Annotated in this window: 10 protein-coding genes; 1 reads left to right on the plus strand and 9 read right to left on the minus strand. The window is 64.7% G+C overall.

Annotated features, from left to right (window positions below):
* Positions 1–34: 34 nt before the first annotated feature.
* From acpS to folK, 4 genes are all read right to left on the minus strand, one after another.
* Complete coding sequence (gene acpS / locus QP803_RS13345; RefSeq protein ID WP_284943958.1) at positions 35–439, minus strand: holo-ACP synthase; 405 nt, start codon at positions 437–439, stop codon at positions 35–37.
* Entirely contained in the window at positions 439–2,748 is a 2,310-nt protein-coding gene (locus QP803_RS13350; RefSeq protein WP_284943959.1) for a RelA/SpoT family protein, read from the minus strand. The genes acpS and QP803_RS13350 overlap by 1 nt, the downstream gene beginning before the upstream one ends.
* Positions 2,749–2,754: 6 nt before the next feature.
* On the minus strand, positions 2,755–3,156 hold the full coding sequence (rpoZ, locus tag QP803_RS13355) for a DNA-directed RNA polymerase subunit omega (protein ID WP_284943960.1): 402 nt from the start codon (positions 3,154–3,156) through the stop codon (positions 2,755–2,757).
* A gap of 96 nt (positions 3,157–3,252) precedes the next feature.
* The gene (gene folK / locus QP803_RS13360) at positions 3,253–3,759 is read right to left on the minus strand and encodes a 2-amino-4-hydroxy-6-hydroxymethyldihydropteridine diphosphokinase (RefSeq protein WP_284943961.1); all 507 of its coding nucleotides are present in this window, start codon (positions 3,757–3,759) and stop codon (positions 3,253–3,255) included.
* Positions 3,760–3,900: 141 nt separating this feature from the next.
* Between folK and QP803_RS13365 the strand changes: the two genes are divergently transcribed.
* Positions 3,901–4,566 carry a uracil-DNA glycosylase gene (locus tag QP803_RS13365; RefSeq protein ID WP_284943962.1) on the plus strand — a complete coding sequence of 222 codons (666 nt, stop codon included), beginning with the start codon at positions 3,901–3,903 and terminating at the stop codon, positions 4,564–4,566.
* Between the two features lie 88 nt (positions 4,567–4,654).
* Here QP803_RS13365 and QP803_RS13370 read toward each other — a convergent pair whose 3' ends face one another.
* The 5 genes from QP803_RS13370 to QP803_RS13390 all read right to left on the minus strand — a co-directional run bounded on the left by QP803_RS13370 (position 4,655) and on the right by QP803_RS13390 (position 16,342).
* Complete coding sequence (locus tag QP803_RS13370; protein ID WP_284943963.1) at positions 4,655–5,731, minus strand: lipid A deacylase LpxR family protein; 1,077 nt, start codon at positions 5,729–5,731, stop codon at positions 4,655–4,657.
* Positions 5,732–5,817: 86 nt separating this feature from the next.
* On the minus strand, positions 5,818–10,080 hold the full coding sequence (gene glgX / locus QP803_RS13375; protein WP_284943964.1) for a glycogen debranching protein GlgX: 4,263 nt from the start codon (positions 10,078–10,080) through the stop codon (positions 5,818–5,820).
* Positions 10,077–11,555: a glycogen synthase GlgA gene (gene glgA / locus QP803_RS13380; protein ID WP_350356100.1), complete on the minus strand. Its 1,479-nt coding sequence runs from the start codon at positions 11,553–11,555 to the stop codon at positions 10,077–10,079. Before glgA ends, glgX begins: the two co-directional genes overlap by 4 nt.
* Before the next feature lie 36 nt (positions 11,556–11,591).
* A complete protein-coding gene (gene glgB / locus QP803_RS13385; protein ID WP_284943966.1) occupies positions 11,592–13,766 on the minus strand; it encodes a 1,4-alpha-glucan branching protein GlgB in 2,175 nt (724 codons plus the stop codon).
* Between the two features lie 65 nt (positions 13,767–13,831).
* Positions 13,832–16,342, minus strand: a complete 2,511-nt coding sequence (locus QP803_RS13390; RefSeq protein WP_434082851.1) for a glycogen/starch/alpha-glucan phosphorylase — start codon at positions 16,340–16,342, stop codon at positions 13,832–13,834.
* Positions 16,343–16,526: the final 184 nt, after the last annotated feature.

A 16,526-nucleotide genomic window follows, 5' to 3' on the forward strand; every position in this document is an offset into this window, starting at 1 on the left:
ATGAGCGAAGCGTCATCCACCAACTGACCGAAGCCTACAGCGGGACGGCCGAAATGATCACCTGGGCGAAGGCATAGGGATATTCGTCCGTCATCGTCAGCGCCACCTGCGCCGTCATGCCCGGTGGCGTCAGCGCCGCGAGGCGCGCGGCGGCGCCACCGGTGAGCATAAAGCCCGGCGCGCCGGATCGCTGGTTCACCACGCCCAAATCTGACATGAACACGCCCGCGTTGAAGCCGGTGCCCAGCGCCTTGGCGCAGGCTTCCTTGGCCGCGAAACGCTTCGCGAAGGTGCCCGCGCGTAGTTTCTCGGTGCGGCGCATCGCCTTCGCCCGCTCGGCCTCGGTAAAGACACGCTGCAAAAACCGATCGCCGAAGCGCGCGATTGCGGCCTCGACCCGGCGGATGTCGCAGAGGTCCGAGCCAATCCCGATGATCATCAGCCCTTGGCCCGCTCCACCTGCGTGATGCCGCCCGTCGCCCGCAGACCGGCGATGACGGTGGAGAGGTGGCGCAGGTCGCGCACCTCCACATCCAGCAGGATTTCACAGAAATCCTGCTGCCTGCTGACCACGCGCAGGTTCAGCACCGAGCCGTCATGCTTGGTCACGGCATTGGAGATATTGGGCAGCAAGTCCCGTTCATTGGACGCGATCAGGCTGACGCGCCCGGCATAAGCCTGGCCGCCGCGCGCCTGTGGCGACAGCGTCTCATCCCACTCGACATCGAGGAACCGCTCGGGCGTCGCCGCAAAGCTCTGCAACTGCGCGCAGTCCCGCGTGTGGATGGTGACGCCACGACCGGTCGCGACGATGCCGACGATGGGGTCGCCCGGCAGCGGATGGCAGCAGCCGGCATAGCTCACCACCATGCCCGAGATGATGCCACGAATGGGTGCGCCGGTCGGCCCGCCGTCGAATTTGGTGCTGACCCTGCCGCCTGCCGGGCGTGCGGGCAGGCCCATGCCGGGCAGCATGCGCGGGGCACGCGCCGTCTCCCGCATTTCGGGATAGGCCGCATGCACCACATCCTTGGGGCCGATATGGCCGCTCGCGACCGCGACATAAAGGTCATCGATGGTAAGACATTTCAGCGTCTTGAGGGCGGGGTCCAGCGCCCGCTCGGACCCATCCAGCCCTTCCTGGCGGAAGGCCTTCGCCAGCACCGCCCTGCCCTGCTCGCGGTTGATGGTGCGCTGCTGCTGCGCCACGAAGCGGCGAATGCGCGCCCGCGCCTTGCCGGTGACGACGAACCGCTCCCATTGCGGGGACGGCGTGCCGCCCCGCGCCGTCATGATCTCGACCTGATCGCCGTTTTGCAATTCGTAGCGCAGCGGCATCAGCCGGCCGTTGATCTTGGCACCGACACAGGTGTCACCGACCTGGCTATGCACGGCATAGGCGAAATCGACCGAGGTGGCGCCGCGCGGAAGCTGGATCAGCTCGCCCTTCGGCGTGAAGCAGAAGACCTGGTCATGATAAAGTTCGAGCTTGGTGTTTTCTAGGAACTCATCCGCCGCTTGGCTGTTCTCAAGAATTTCGAGAAGATCCTGCACCCAGCGGAAGCGTTGCAGATCGGCCGCGACCGTCGCGTCGTGATCCTTATACAGCCAATGCGCAGCGACACCGTTCTCAGCCACGTCATGCATGGCAAAGGTGCGGATCTGGACTTCGATCTTCTGGTTGCGCGGCTCGCGCAAGGTGACGCCGGTATGGATGCTTTGATAGCCGTTGGCTTTCGGCGTCGAGATATAGTCCTTGAAGCGCCCGGCAATGACGGGAAAGGACGAATGCACCGCGCCGAGGGCCATGTAGCAATCGTCGCGCGTGGGCACGAGGACCCGGAAGGCCATGATGTCCGAGAGTTGTTCATAGGCCACGTTGCGATGCTGCATCTTCTCCCAGATGGAATAGGGAGATTTCTCGCGGCCCAGCACTTCAATCTCGCTCACGCCGGCGGCGCGGCAGACGCGCATCAGCTCCTGCCGGACTTCCTCGATAATATCCGCGCCCTGGCCACGGAGAAAGTTCAACCGCGCCTGGATGGTGTCGAAGGCTTCGGGTTCGAGCTGCGCGAAAGATAGGCTTTGCAGCTCGCCCTTGATCGCATCCATGCCGATGCGTCCCGCAAGCGGCGCGTAGATCTCCATGGTCTCACGTGCGATGCGCTGGCGCCGGCCCTGGTCGGTCACGAAATGCAGCGTCCGCATGTTATGCAAACGGTCCGCGAGCTTCACCAGCAAGACCCGAATGTCCTTGCTCAGCGCCAGCACCAGCTTGCGGAAGTTCTCCGCCTGCTTGGTGCGATCTGACTGCAATTCCAGCCGGGTCAGCTTCGTCACGCCATCGACGAGGCCGGCGACATCCGGGCCGAAGCGCTGCTCGATCTGCGCCAGGGTGACCGGCGTATCCTCGATCACGTCATGCAGAAGGCCGGTGATGATGCTACCGGTATCGAGCCGATAGCCAGCCAGGATATCGGCCACGGCGATGGGATGGGTGATATAGGGGTCGCCATTATCCCGCCGCTGCGCCCCATGGGCCTGCATGGCGAGGGCATAGGCGTCATCCAGCAACGCCCTGTCGGCGCGCGGATCATAGGCGAGAACCTTTTCCGTCAGTTCACACGGGCGGATGGTCTCGGGCGTAGGTTCGGCGAGGGTTACGGCCGTCGCCGGTCCGTCAGGCGCGCGAACAAGATCAGGCAGGCGGAGGACGGCGTGTGCGGTGACGCGTCGTCCTGCCCCCATGCGCGTCTATCGCCGGCCGCGACCGCCGAGCTCGGCCTCGATGGCGGCTTCGATATCATTGCCGGGATCATCGCGACCCGCCATGGCGGCGGTTTCCTCATCGGCCGAGACATCCTGAAGACCGAAGATGTTCTGGTCGGTCGGGATCAGGTCCATGACTTCCTCATCGGCGGGCTCCGGTTCCGGGGCACGCGACAGGGAGCGCACGAGATCCGCTTCGAGGCGGTCGAGATCGACCCGCTCCTCAGCGACTTCGCGCAGCGCGACGACGGGGTTCTTGTCGTTGTCGCGATCAAGGGTCAGTTCTTCGCCGCGGGCGATATTTCGCGCCCTTTGGGCCGCCAGCAAGACCAATTCGAACCGGTTGGGGACCTGAACGATACAGTCTTCAACGGTGACACGCGCCATCCGCTCAATCTCCGCGTGAAAAGTAGATGAACGGGCTGACTACCCCGTCACGGCGGGGGACGCAAGGATCGAGCGGGACGGCACCCGGCATGGCTGTCATCCAGGGTCCGAGTCCGCATGCAACCCTAAGGCTTGGGGCGGCAGATCGGCAAGAAGTTCCGCAGCCGTCTTGCCCAGAACCGGGTGCCGCCACATTGGCGCGATATCAGCGATAGGTCGCAGCACGAAGGCCCGGTCCTGCGCCCTGGGATGGGGCAAAATCGGGTCCGGCACCGTCCGGACCAAGCCGCCCATGGCAATGATATCCAGGTCCAGGCTGCGGGCCGCATTGGCGAGGCTGCGGGCGCGGCCGAAGCGGTGCTCGATCTCCAGAAGCAGGGCGAGCAGCCGTGCCGGATCGATCTCCCCTGACAGGGCGGCAACACCGTTGATATAGGGTGGCTGGTCCGATACCGGGATCGGCTGCGACTCGTAGAAGGGCGAGACGGCGTCGAGCGTCAGGCCAGGTAATCGGGCCAATGCCGCCACAGCCCTCCGACAGGTCTCGGCAGGGGCGGATCCGTCAGGCGCGGGCAGATTGGCGCCGAAAGCGATGATGATCATCCGCGCTCCCTGCCCCAAGCGCGGGCCGTGATGCAAGACAATGAGAGGTTTCTTAACACGGACCCTGTATGCAGGCACGGACGCTTTGTGGGTCGGCTTGGTGCAAGCCGGCTAAACGCGCGTGGCTAGGAGATATTAAAAATGGCGACAGAACCCCAGGGTCCGGACCATGATTGCCAGCTCTGTCCCAGGCTGGTCGAGTATCGGACGGCGAATAGAGCGGCGCATCCAGACTGGTTTAATGGACCGGTGCCGAGCTTCGGACCGATGGACGCCCCGATCGTCATCATCGGCATGGCGCCAGGCGTGAAAGGCGCCAACCGTACCGGCCGGCCCTTCACCGGCGATCATGCCGGGATCATCCTTTATGAGACATTGATCGCGTATGGGCTGGCGCGCGGCACCTTCGACGCCCGACCGGATGACGGGCTTGAGCTGGACGGCTGCCGGATCGTGAACGCCGTGCGGTGCGTGCCCCCCGCCAACCTGCCGACGCCCGCCGAGACCGCCATTTGCAATCGCTTCCTGACGCAGGAATTGCAGCAGATGCCCAACCTGCGGGTCGCCCTGGCGCTCGGCGTCCTCGCTCATGCTGCCGTGCTGCGGGCCTGCGGCATTCCGCAGAGCCATGTGCGGTTCCGCCATGGCGCTGTCCATGCCCTGCCGGACGGGCTGATCCTGTGCGACAGCTATCATGTGTCCCGATACAATACGAACACGGGGCGATTGACCGTGCCGATGTTCCAGGAGGTGGTTCGCCAGCTGATCGAGGCGGCGCATCCAACGTCCGAATCCGTCTGCGCTTAGACGTCACGCTGGCTCATGGCGGAATGCGCTGCGCTTTTCCGCCCTACGATGCGTGGTGTAGGGCGGAAAGCGGAGCGTCTTCCGCCGTCTAGAACCGCGCCGACACGGCCAAAGACCCGAACTCGAACAAGCCGCCTTGCTGACCGTCGAACTCATGGGTCTGCCAGACCTGCGTGTAGCTGATCTTCACGCCGTGATAGATGGCGGCAAGGCCAACGTCGAACTCGGCGACCACAGGCTTCTCGGTCACGCTCGGGCCTGTGTTGGAGAAGGAATTGCCCTCCAACAACGTGTTATAGGCAACCACCTTTCCGTCCGCGCCGCCGAAAGCATACCAGGTCAGGCCCGGCGACTGATCATAGGCATCGCCGCCACTGGTTCCGGGCATAATGCGCGCCACGCCAAAATCATTGTCGAGCCCTTGCCCGATTCGCAGCGTCGCGCCGGCCTGGGCGTAAATCATCTCCGTGCCCACGAAGGCTGTCGCGTCAGGCAGGATGTCGATCCCGACCGGTGACGGCGCGATGAAGGGCAGGCTGACGAGGTTCACCACCGGAATCCGCCACGTCCGGTCCGCGAAAAAGTTTACGATCGGCCGGTTGTCGAGCTGATAGCCCCAGCCCTTGTTCTCCGTATCACCGATGATCGTGTGGAAACTATTCTGCACCAATTCGCCACCCGCATCCGGCCCGAGCACGCCGAGCTGAGCGCCAATCCGCGTTCGCGTGAGATCGGTGTCCTGGATCAACTGACCGGTAACGACGAGGACCGCAGCGTAAGGCCGATCGTGAGGATCCGGCGGCCTGATTTGCGTGTCGGACGGGGTGTAGAGCGACTGGCTAATATCGATGCTGACGCGCTGGTCGCCGACGCCCAGAACGGCATGGCCGGCATTGGCGAGGAAAGTTGGAACTAAACCGGTGGGGCCGGTCCAACCGGCCTGAATGCCGCTGGTGTAGTAACGGTCGGTATTGGCCACGGTGTCGTTTTCAACGCGAACGGTATAGATGCTGCCATCATCCGGTGCCGGCAGGCCCGGCAAGACGGGGCCGATTGCCTGGGCGCTTGCGCCCGTTGGCAGAAGCCCGACGATGACGGCAAAAGCGGCGGCGCCGATCGCCAAATTCCAGGCTAATAGAGGTGCAACAAACGGACGTCCCGTCATCTTGAGCCTTTCAGTCGAAGCGGTTCTCGAGGCGGTCTGCGTCAAGATCCACACAGAAAACCTGATGCTGATACTTTCACCGATCTTCAACCCGTTGCAATAGCTGTGTCCTGCGCTCTGTTCTGAACGGCGCGCAGGATGGCAACCCCCGCATCAGTGGCCCACAGACCCTCAGCCTCGATCGCGATCTTGCGGCGCCAGTTCGGCCTTTCCTTGTCCGTTCCGGGCAGGTTGACCGCAGCCGTTTCCCCCGCCAGATCGTCCGCCTGCACAAGGTCGAGCATGCAAGGCGTGGCCGCGACATAGGCATGGACCGCCGCCACCAACGCCGCGTCCAGCGGCGCGTCGACGTCATGGCCCGTCGCGAATCCGCCTTCCGCCAGCGCCGCCAGCAAATGGCCCTTTTCCATGCGCCGCTCCATCCGTGCCGCGACGGCGCCCGCTTCCGTGGACAGCCCAAGCGTGACCCGCTCGGCGATATCCGCGCCGAGCCACCAGCCCGCGAGCGTCGGCAAATCGTGGGTGGAAACACAGGCAGCGGCGAGGTTTGGATAGGCCGAGGGCGGCAAAAAGCGGTCGCCCCGCCGCTCGAACCAGAGCACGCGGTAGGAGAGCAACGCCCGCGCGGCCAAGGCTTCGCGGACACCATCCGGCACCGTGCCGAGATCCTCACCGACCACGATGCATTGGGCGGCCCGGCTTTCAAGCGTCGTGATGCCCAGCATGTCTTGCAACGGATAGGCGAGATAGGCGCCGTCCGTCGCGCGACCACCTTCGGGGATCAGGAACAGGCGATTGAGGGCCAGAACATGGTCGATCCGCAAGGCGCCCGCGTGACGCATATTGGCGCGCAAAAGCCCCGCGAAGCCGGCAAAACCCTCGGCCGCCATCGCCAAGGGATTGGGCGGCGGCAAGGACCAGTTCTGGCCCTCCATCGAAAAGGGATCGGGCGGCGCGCCGACCGAAACGCCGGTCATGAGCAGATCCTGCTCGGCCCAGGCCTCGGCACCATGAGGGGCCGTGCCGACCGCCAGATCCCGGTAGAAGCCGAGGCCGAGACCTGCTCGCCGGGTGCTGCCCGCCGCCGCCGCGAGTTGCTGATCGGCCACCCATTGCATGAAGCTGGAGAGGTGAACGGCACGCGATTCACGGGCGGCGAAGCCCGCCACCGCCGCGCCATCGGGCTTGCGCAGATCCTCCGGGAAGTCGCGCCAGGAGCCGTGCGGATAGGCGGCGCTGATCGCCTCGAAATTGGCGAAACTCGCCAGGGCCTCGCCCTTGTCCAGTTCGAAGGCCGCGAGTGCCAACCGCGCCGGATGATGCGGCGGCAGCGCGGTCATGGCCTGCGCGGCGGCACTCAGCACGCGACGTTTCGCCGCCCAGACAGCCGGGTAATCGACTGCGGCGGTCGCCCGGGCCGCCGTGAAGGCGGCCTCCTCGGTCGCGAGCGCGGCCCGCACCTGCGGCAGATCGCCGAGGTACGGCAGCGCCGTGACGTCCACGTAGATCGGATCAAGGAAGCGGCGGTCTGACGGCGAATAGGGGCTGGTGTATTTGCGGTCTTCCGGGAAAAGCGCGTGCAGCGGATTGAGGCCAATGATCGCGCCGCCCTTGGCGGCTGTCGCCGCACCGACCTGGGCGAGCGTCGTAAAGTCCCCAATGCCCTGATCGCCGGCCCGCCGCAGAGTATAGAGATGGGCGGCGAGGCCGAAGCGACGGTCACCAGCCATCAGTTCCGGCGGCAGGTAGCACCGGGCTGGCGCGATGATGAGTTGGCAGCGATAGACCGCGCCGCGATCCTCGCAGGTGATCAGGTGTCGGCCGCGTGGCTGCGGCGGCAGCACCACGCGGCGCACCGTCGCGGTGCGACCATCTGGCGCTGTGACGACGGCGAAGTCGCCGGTTTCGGGCGTCACCACCAAACGGTCCCGGCTGCCATCCTCGCGCAGGATCGACAGCACAATCGGCCGCGTCATCCGCCCCAGCGCAGGCCCAAGCGGAAGGCTGATCGGCTGCGCCTCCACCACCACAAGGCTGGGTGGCAGCGGTGCCAGCACCGTCTGCACGGATAGCTTGTGCAGACTCTCCTCGATATCGCCGGCGGTGCCGGCGGGCAGCTGCATCGCCGCCAGCAGCGCGCGCTTGCTATCGTCACTGACGAGGTGATTGGTGCCGGTAATGTCCCACCAGTCATGGGTGAGGCCGGCAGCCTCCGCCAAGCGCGCGAGCTTGGCCGAGGTATTGGTCGGCGGAGCCGATGTCCGCGCTTTGGCGATGGGCGCCGCCTCTTCGATGAACAGCAGCGCCGCTCGTGCCTGCACATCAATGGTGTCGTCGACGGCGGCGGTATCGCCGGTCGGATTCGCGCTATCGATGACACGACGCCAGTGGCGACCCACCCGCACCTCGGGCAGCGTCAGGGTAAAGCGCGCCCAGCCGGCATGCAGAACGACGAGGGCTCGGCTTTCGGGGGAAAGGCCGTCCGCCGGCCGATACAGATCGGCGATCAGGGTGCGGTTCTCGGGATTGGTCCAGTCGGAGACGGCCATCACCGCCGCATCGGGCCGACGCCAGGTCACGTCCGGGCGCAGGGTGCCATCAACGGCAGCGCCAGTCAGATGGAACAGGTCGGTCAGCACCGGGCAGGCCCGCCGCGCGGCGATCAGCCGGGTGGTGAAGGCCTCCAGGCCGGTGTCGCGCGCCGACCAATCGAGCCAGGAGACGGGCGTGTCCTGCGCATAGGCGTTGTTGTTGCCGCCCTGGCTGCGGCCAAGTTCATCCCCCGCCGCGAGCATGGGCGTGCCGCGCGACAGCAGCAGCGTCGTGAGCAGGGCACGGACATCGCCCTGCCGGCCGGCGAGCACGCCGGGCGCGTGGCTCGGCCCCTCGACGCCATGGTTCCAGGAATAATTGTCTTCGCTGCCGTCCCGGCCGTGCTCGCCATTCCCTTCATTATGCTTGGAGGCATAAGAGACGAGGTCCGCCAGGGGAAAGCCGTCATGGGCGGTGACGAAGTTGATGCTGCGGGAGGGTTGATGCGCCCCGGTGCCGAAAATGTCGGAGGAGCCGGCGAAGCGGGTCGCCACCTCCCCGATCAGGCCGGCATCGCCCCGCCAGAAGCGCCGCATGGTGTCGCGAAACCGGTCGTTCCACTCGCCCCAAGGCGGCGGGAAATGGCCAAGCTGATAGCCGCCGGGACCGATGTCCCAGGGCTCGGCGATCATGGTGAGATCGCGCAGCGTCGGATCCTGGGAAATGGCCTGAAGGAAGGGCGCGGCAGGCACGAACCCATTCGGCAGGCGCGCGACCGCCGCCGCCAGGTCGAACCGGAAGCCGGAAAAGCCGCCGCGCAAGGCCCAAAGACGCAGCGAATCCATGATCAGCCGCAAGACGATCGGGCGCTCAGCGGCCAGCGTATTGCCGCAGCCGGTGTCATTGACCATCACGGCGGGATTGCGGGGGTCGTGGCGATAATAGGTCGCGTGGTCGAGGCCGCGCAGCGACACGGTGGGACCCATGATGTCCCCCTCGCCGGTGTGATTATAGACGACGTCCAGCACCGCCGCGATGCCGGTGGCGCGCCAGGCATCGGTCGTGGCCCGGATCTCGGCGAAGCCACCCGGCGCGAGGCGCGGATCGGGCGCGCAATAGGCGACCGGATTATAGCCCCAGTAATTGGTCAGGCCGAGCGGCGGCAGGTGCCGCTCATCCAGCCAGGCCGCCGCTGGCATCACCTCCACCGTGCCGACACCCAGGTCGCGCACATAGGTCAGCAGCGCCGGCTCGGCGAGCGCCGCGAAGGTGCCCCGCTTGGCCTCCGGCACCGCGTCGCACAGCTTGGAGAAGCCGCGCACATGCATCTCGTAGACGACAGCGCCGTCGAGGCCGGCCATCGGCGCCGGCGGTGCGACGATGTAAGGCGGCTCGACGATGCCCTTGGGCATATGCGGTGCGCTGTCGGTCTGGTTGGGTGGCGCATAGGCCGCCGTGCCGGGCGGCCAGTCGAACATCGAAGGATGCAGCGTGAAGGGCCGATCGAGCAGCGTCGTATAGGGATCGATCAGCAGCTTGCTGTGATTGAAGCGATGTCCTGCCTCCGGCGCCCAGGGGCCGCTGGCGCGCAAGCCGTAGCGGGCACCCGCCTTCACTCCGGCGACATGACCATGGAAAATGTCATGCGTGCGGCCGGGCAAAAGCACGCGCCCGATCTCGACATCGCCGGTCTCGTCGAACAGGCAAATCTCGATGGCTGTGGCATTAGCGGAAAAGACGGCGACATTGATGCCGTCGCCGTCCAACGAGACGCCGAGCGGCTCAGGCCGCCCCGCCGACGCAGGCTCGTCAGTCACGCGACGCGGCCGGACGACAGGCGAATGGGTTCGGGCATCGTCAACTCGCGATAGAGTTCCGCATAAAGCCGGGCGGATCGCCGCCAGGAGACGTCGGTGCGCATGCCGTTGCGCTGGATGCGGCGCCACAAGGCCGGCTTCTTCCACAAGGCAGCCACGCGCAGCACGGTGGATTCCAGCATCTCGACCGAGGCCGGGGCGAACTGAAAGCCGGTCCCAATGCCTTCGGCCCGCGCCATCTCATTCGCATCGATGACGGTGTCGGACAGGCCGCCGACGCGGGCGACGACGGGCACGCAGCCGTAGCGCAGGGCATAGAGCTGCGTCAGGCCGCAGGGCTCGAAGCGGGACGGCAGCAGCAGCGCGTCCGCGCCCGCCTGCATCAGATGGCCGAGTTCCTCGTCATAGCCAATGACGCAGCCGACGCGGCCAGGATAGGCCGCCACGGCATCACGCACGGCGCGTTCCGTGGCGCGGTCGCCTTCTCCGATGATCGCGACCTGCGCCCCGGTGCCCAGGATCAGCGGCAGAGACTCGAGCAAGATGTCGATGCCCTTCTGCCAGGTCAGGCGGCTAATCAGGCCGAGCAGCAGCGTTTCGGTATCCTCGGGCAGACCCACGCGACGTTGCAGGCTGTGCTTGTTCAGGCGACGCGGCTTGATCGACAATCGGTCGAATTTGCCGGGAATGAGGCTGTCGGCCGAAGGGTCCCAAACGGTTTCATCGATGCCGTTCAAGATGCCCTGGAGATCGCCGATGCGGTCCCGCAGCAGGGCGCCCAGGCCCATGCCGCCCTCGATGGTGCAGATTTCCTCGGCATATTTGGGGGAGACGGTGGTGATACGGTCGGCAAATCGCAAACCGGCCTTCAGGAATCCGATGCCGCCGTAATACTCGATGCCGTCGATACCCATCGCATGGGGCGGCAGGCCGAGCCGTTCGAGGAATTCCGGCCCGTACTGACCCTGGAAGGCGAGGTTATGGATGGTCATGATGGTGGCCGCGCGCGGGCCGCCGTCAGAGCGATAATGCATATAGGCGGGCGTTAGCCCGGCCTGCCAATCATGCGCCTGCACCACGTCCGGCCGATAGGCTGGAACCTCCCCCAATCCCAAGGCCGCGCCCACCGCGCTGAGGGCGCCGAAGCGGATGGCGTTGTCAGGCCAATTCTCACCGTCCGGCCCGACGTAAGGGTTGCCGGGACGGTCATACAAATGCGGCGCCTCGATCACCAGCAGGTCGAGCGACCCAGCGGTCGCGCGCAGCAGGCGGGCGGGGCCGCCGAACAGGTCAGGAAAATGATGGATCGCCACGACGTCCTTGATCTTGGCGAGGACGGCGGGATAGCCCGGCACCAGCGTTGTGATGGCAATGCCCTCGGGCTTTAGGAATGCCGGAAGGGACCCGGCCACATCCGCAAGGCCGCCCGTCTTGATGAGGGGAAATATCTCGGAAACGACCGACAGTACCGCGATCGGCGTCACAGGCAGCACGTCATCGATAGGGAGATATTATTCTGGATCATATTCGAAATAAACTGTCCCGAGCGGCGGAATGGTAATCGAAGCGGAAGCGGGCAAGCCATGGCTCGGCACATCCTCTGCCCAGATATAGCCACTATTTCCGATATTGCCGCCCCCGAATTCCGCTGCATCGGTATTCAGAATCTCGCGCCACCGCCCGGCTTGCGGCAGGCCGATCCTGTACCCATGACGCACAACAGGGGTGAAATGGGCGACCACGGCGATCGGCGGCGGTGACTGGTCATCGCTGCCCCCCAAGCGCAACCACGCGAAGACCGACTGTGCGCTGTCATCGCCCACGATCCAGCGAAAGCCCTCAGGCTCGCAATCCCGCCGGTGCATGGCGAGATGGTGGCGATAGACATGGTTGAGGCGGCTGACGAGGCGTTTGACGCCCGCATGGAACGGCGTGTCGAGCAGCCACCAGTCGAGCGCGGCCTCGGCATTCCATTCCCGCGCCTGGGCGAATTCCTGGCCCATGAACAGCAGCTTCTTGCCGGGCTGGGCCCACATGAAGCCGTAATAGGCGCGCAGATTGGCGAAGCGCTGCCATTCGTCGCCCGGCATCTTGCCGAGGATCGAGCCTTTGCCATGCACCACTTCATCATGCGACAGCGGCAGCACGAAGTTTTCGGTATAGGCATAGACCTGCCCGAAGGTCATGCGGTTGTGGTGCCACTGCCGGTAGATCGGCTCCAGGGCCATGTAGTCCAGGGTGTCGTGCATCCACCCCATGTTCCATTTGAAGCCGAAGCCGAGGCCGCCGACATAGGTCGGCGCAGAAACGCCCGGCCAGGCGGTTGATTCCTCAGCGATCATCGTTGTGCCCGGATGGACCGAATAGGAAAGCTGGTTGACCCGGCGCAGGAAGGCGACCGATTCCCGGTTCTCGCGGGAGCCATCCTCATTGGGGATCCACTCGCCCGCTTTGCGCGAATAATCGAGGTAGAGCATCGAGGCCACGGCATCTACGCGCAGCCCATCGAGATGATAGACGTCGAACCAATACATGGCGTTCGACACCAGGGTGGCGGACACCTCATGCCGGCTGAAATTGTAGATTGCCGTGTTCCAATCGGGGTGAAAGCCCCGGCGCGGATCCTCGTGCTCATAGAGGGCGGTGCCGTCGAAGCGCGCCAGGCCATGAAGATCGGTCGGAAAATGCGCGGGCACCCAGTCCAGCAATACGCTGAGGCCGGCGCGATGGGCGAGGTCCATGAAGCGCGCGAAGCCGGCCGGATCGCCGAAGCGGCGCGTCGGCGCGAAGAGGCCGACGGGCTGATACCCCCAGGAAATGTCGAGGGGATGCTCGGTGATCGGCATCAGCTCGATATGAGTGAAGCCGAGGTCGCAGACATAGGGGATCAGCCGATCGGCAATCTCGTCATAGGTCAGGAATCGCCCGCCCTCCCCGCGCTGCCAGGAGCCGAGATGCACTTCATAGATGGACATCGGCTTGCGTCGGGGGTCGCCCTGGGCGCGGGCCGCGAGATGAGCGCCGTCATCCCAGACGAAATTGTCAACGCGCGCGGTGACGGAGGAATTGGCGGGCCGCATCTCCGCCGAGAAGCCGATCGGGTCGGCCTTGAGGGGCAGCAACTCGCCACCCGGCCCCACGATCTCATATTTATAGGCCGCACCTTCCCCCAATTCCGGTGCGAAAATCTCCCACACACCGACGCCGACGCGCTTGCGCATCTGGTGGCGCCGGCCGTCCCAACCGTTGAAATCGCCGACCACGGCGACGCGCTGGGCATTGGGCGCCCAGACGGCGAAATGGACGCCCGCGACGCCTTCATGGGTCAGTAAATGCGCGCCCAGCCGCTCATAGACGCGCTGATGGGTGCCTTCGGCGAGCAGATAATCGTCGAGCGGTCCAAGCACGGGCGCGAAGCGATAAGGATCGTAGATCTCCCACGCGCCGCCGCCATTGCGGGCCCGCAGCTTATAGAGGGCACCCAGTTCGAGATCCGGCACCAGCCCCTCGAAGAAGCCGTATTCGTGCTTCTTCGTCAGGCCTGCGAGGACATCGCCCCCAGTTGATAGGACATCAAGTGTGTCAGCATGCGGCACGAAGGCGCGCACCGCGATCCCGGCATCCGTCCTATGAACGCCGAGAATGCCGAAGGGATCGCCATGACGCGCGGCGATGATCGCGTTCATATCCGGCTCCGGCACGCGCCAATCATTGACGCGCCGAAGCCCTCTCTCCCCGGTGTGGCCTCTGCTTACCGATCCGGCCATGTGGGCACGTTCCATAGTTCAGTTGCGTATTCCCGGATGGCCCGGTCCGAGGAGAACCAGCCCATTCCGGCAGTGTTCAAAACGGCCGAGCGCCGCCACTCGGCGGGCTTGCGCCACTTCGCCGCCACGTCACGCTGACAGGCGTAATAGGCATCGAAATCCGCGCAGACCAGGAAGTAGTCGTGGTAGCGGATCGCCTGGATCAACTCGCGATACCGGCCCGGCTCGTCCGGGCTGAAATTGCCGTGCTCGACCGCGGTCAGAACCTCGGACAAGACAACTGATTTGGCGATGAAGTCCGAGGAATCAATCGTCTGCCGTCGCCGCGCATCCACCTCCGCCGCCGTCATTCCGAAGATGAACATATTGTCGTTGCCGACCCGTTCCAGCATTTCGACATTGGCGCCATCCAGCGTGCCGATCGTCAAAGCACCATTGAGGCCGAGCTTCATATTGCCGGTGCCCGACGCTTCCATACCGGCCGTGGAAATCTGCTCAGACAGATCGGCGGCCGGAATAATGACCTCCGCAAGGCTGACATTGTAGTTTGGCAGGAACACGACCTTCAGGGCGTCGCGCAGCGTAGGGTCGCTGTTGATGACGCGCGCCACATCATGCGCCAGCTTGATGATGAGCTTGGCGCGATGGTAGCTCGGCGCCGCCTTGCCTGCGAAGATCTTCACGCGCGGCGTCCAGTCCCGCATCGGCTGCGCGCGGATGGCGTTATAGAGCGCGATCGTCTCCAGAATGTTCAGCAACTGCCGCTTGTATTCATGGATGCGCTTGATCTGGATATCGAACATCGCACTGGGATCGAGGCGCACCTGAAGCTGGTCGCGCACCAACTTGGCCAAGGCCACCTTGTTGTCGGTCTTCACCAGGGCGAAGCGATCCTGGAACGCCGCATCATCGGCGAGCGGCTTGAGCTTGGTGAACATGGTCTCGTCGTCCAGGATCGTCGGGCCGACGGCATCGACCAGAAGCGCGGTCAGGGCGGGATTGCACTGATACAGCCACCGCCGAAAGGTGATCCCGTTCGTTTTATTATTGATGCGAGTGGGAAACATTTCATGGAACTCATGAAACACGGTCTGTTTCATGAGTTCGGTATGCAGCGCGGACACGCCGTTGATGCTGTGCGACCCGAGGAAGGCCAAATGGCCCATGCGCACGCGGCGGCCATGGGTTTCATCGACCAGCGATAGCGTCGATAGCAACGCCGTATCCTCGGGGTGCTTCTGCTTCACATTGTCCAGATGCATCACGTTGATCATGTAAATGATCTGCATATGGCGGGGCAGCAGCCGCTCCATCAGCGATACCGGCCAGCTCTCCAATGCCTCAGGCAGCAAGGTGTGGTTGGTGTAGCAGAAGGTGCGGTTGACGATGTCCCAGGCGGCTTCCCACGGCTTGTTGTGAATATCGACGAGGATGCGCATCAGCTCGACCACGGCGATGGACGGATGGGTGTCGTTGAGCTGGATCGCCGCCTTATCCGGCAAACTGTCCAGATCGCCGAAGGATTTCATGTGGCGGCGAACCATGTCCTGCAAGGACGCCGCGACGAAGAAATATTCCTGCCGCAGGCGCAGCTCCTGCCCGGCCGGCGTCTCATCACTCGGGTAGAGCACGCGGGAAATGGCTTCCACGCGCGCGCGCTCACTGATCGCGCCGACATGGTCGCCGAGGTTGAAGGCATCGAGGCGAATGGGATCGATCGCCCGCGCGGACCACAGGCGCAGCGTGTTCACATGCCGCCCGTGCCAGCCGACGATCGGGATGTCATAGGCGATGGCGGAGACGCGCTCGGCGGGGTGCCACACGTATTGGACCATCGAATCCGACTGATCCACGGAATCGACCGCGCCGCCGAAACCGATGTCATACGTGATCTCGGCACGCTCGAACTGCCATGGGTTCGCGAGGGCGAGCCAGTCTTCCGGATATTCTTGTTGAAACCCGTTTTTGACGATCTGGCGGAACAACCCATGGTCGTAGCGGATGCCATAGCCGAAGGCCGGGATCGCGAGGCTCGACATGCTTTCGAGGTAGCAGGCCGCGAGCCGGCCGAGGCCGCCATTGCCGAGCGCTGCATCCGGCTCCATCGCGCGGATGGCGTTGAAATCGACCCCGAGTTCGTCGAGCGCGAGCTTCGCGACCTCATACAGGCCGAGGTTGGAGAGATCGTCCCGCAACTGGCGGCCGATGAGGAATTCGAGGGACATGTAATAGACGCGCTTGGCGCCGGAGGCATACGCCTTATCGGTGCTGCGATGCCAGCCATCGACCACCCGATCGCGCACGGCGAGGGCGACGGACACATACCAATCACGGTTATTGGCGGCGATCCGGTTTTTGCCGACCTGATAGTAGAGCTTGCGCAGGATGCTCTCGCGCATGGCGACCACTTCGCGCGCCTGAGCCGCTGCCGGACTCTCATCCTCGGGCACGGTCACCTCGGTTCCTGGGGTCGGCACGGGTTCATCTTCGAGCATCGTGGACTCTCCTCATGATACGTCAGCCCTGGAGCCGGTCCGGTGCGACGGTCGGCAACCGGGCGCGGCGGTCGCCGGTCATTTTGTTCGCTGACGATCGCCAAGACCGCAGCTTGCGCACGATAGCGCGATATTAAAAGGGGCTTTTGCTGCGGTTGCGTGATGATGCGCGTTCATCGATGCG

Origin of the sequence: Acidisoma sp. PAMC 29798, from assembly GCF_030252425.1 — a bacterium.
GTDB classification, from domain to species: domain Bacteria; phylum Pseudomonadota; class Alphaproteobacteria; order Acetobacterales; family Acetobacteraceae; genus Acidisoma; species Acidisoma cladoniae.

Coding starts and splice junctions, on each gene's coding strand:
- QP803_RS13370 (WP_284943963.1), bottom strand. CDS start 5,731: ATGACGGGACGTCCGTTTGTTGCACCTCTATTAGCCTGGAATTTGGCG.
- QP803_RS13365 (WP_284943962.1), top strand. CDS start 3,901: ATGGCGACAGAACCCCAGGGTCCGGACCATGATTGCCAGCTCTGTCCC.
- glgB (WP_284943966.1), bottom strand. CDS start 13,766: ATGAACGCGATCATCGCCGCGCGTCATGGCGATCCCTTCGGCATTCTC.
- acpS (WP_284943958.1), bottom strand. CDS start 439: ATGATCATCGGGATTGGCTCGGACCTCTGCGACATCCGCCGGGTCGAG.
- QP803_RS13350 (WP_284943959.1), bottom strand. CDS start 2,748: ATGGGGGCAGGACGACGCGTCACCGCACACGCCGTCCTCCGCCTGCCT.
- folK (WP_284943961.1), bottom strand. CDS start 3,759: ATGATCATCATCGCTTTCGGCGCCAATCTGCCCGCGCCTGACGGATCC.
- QP803_RS13390 (WP_434082851.1), bottom strand. CDS start 16,342: ATGCTCGAAGATGAACCCGTGCCGACCCCAGGAACCGAGGTGACCGTG.
- rpoZ (WP_284943960.1), bottom strand. CDS start 3,156: ATGGCGCGTGTCACCGTTGAAGACTGTATCGTTCAGGTCCCCAACCGG.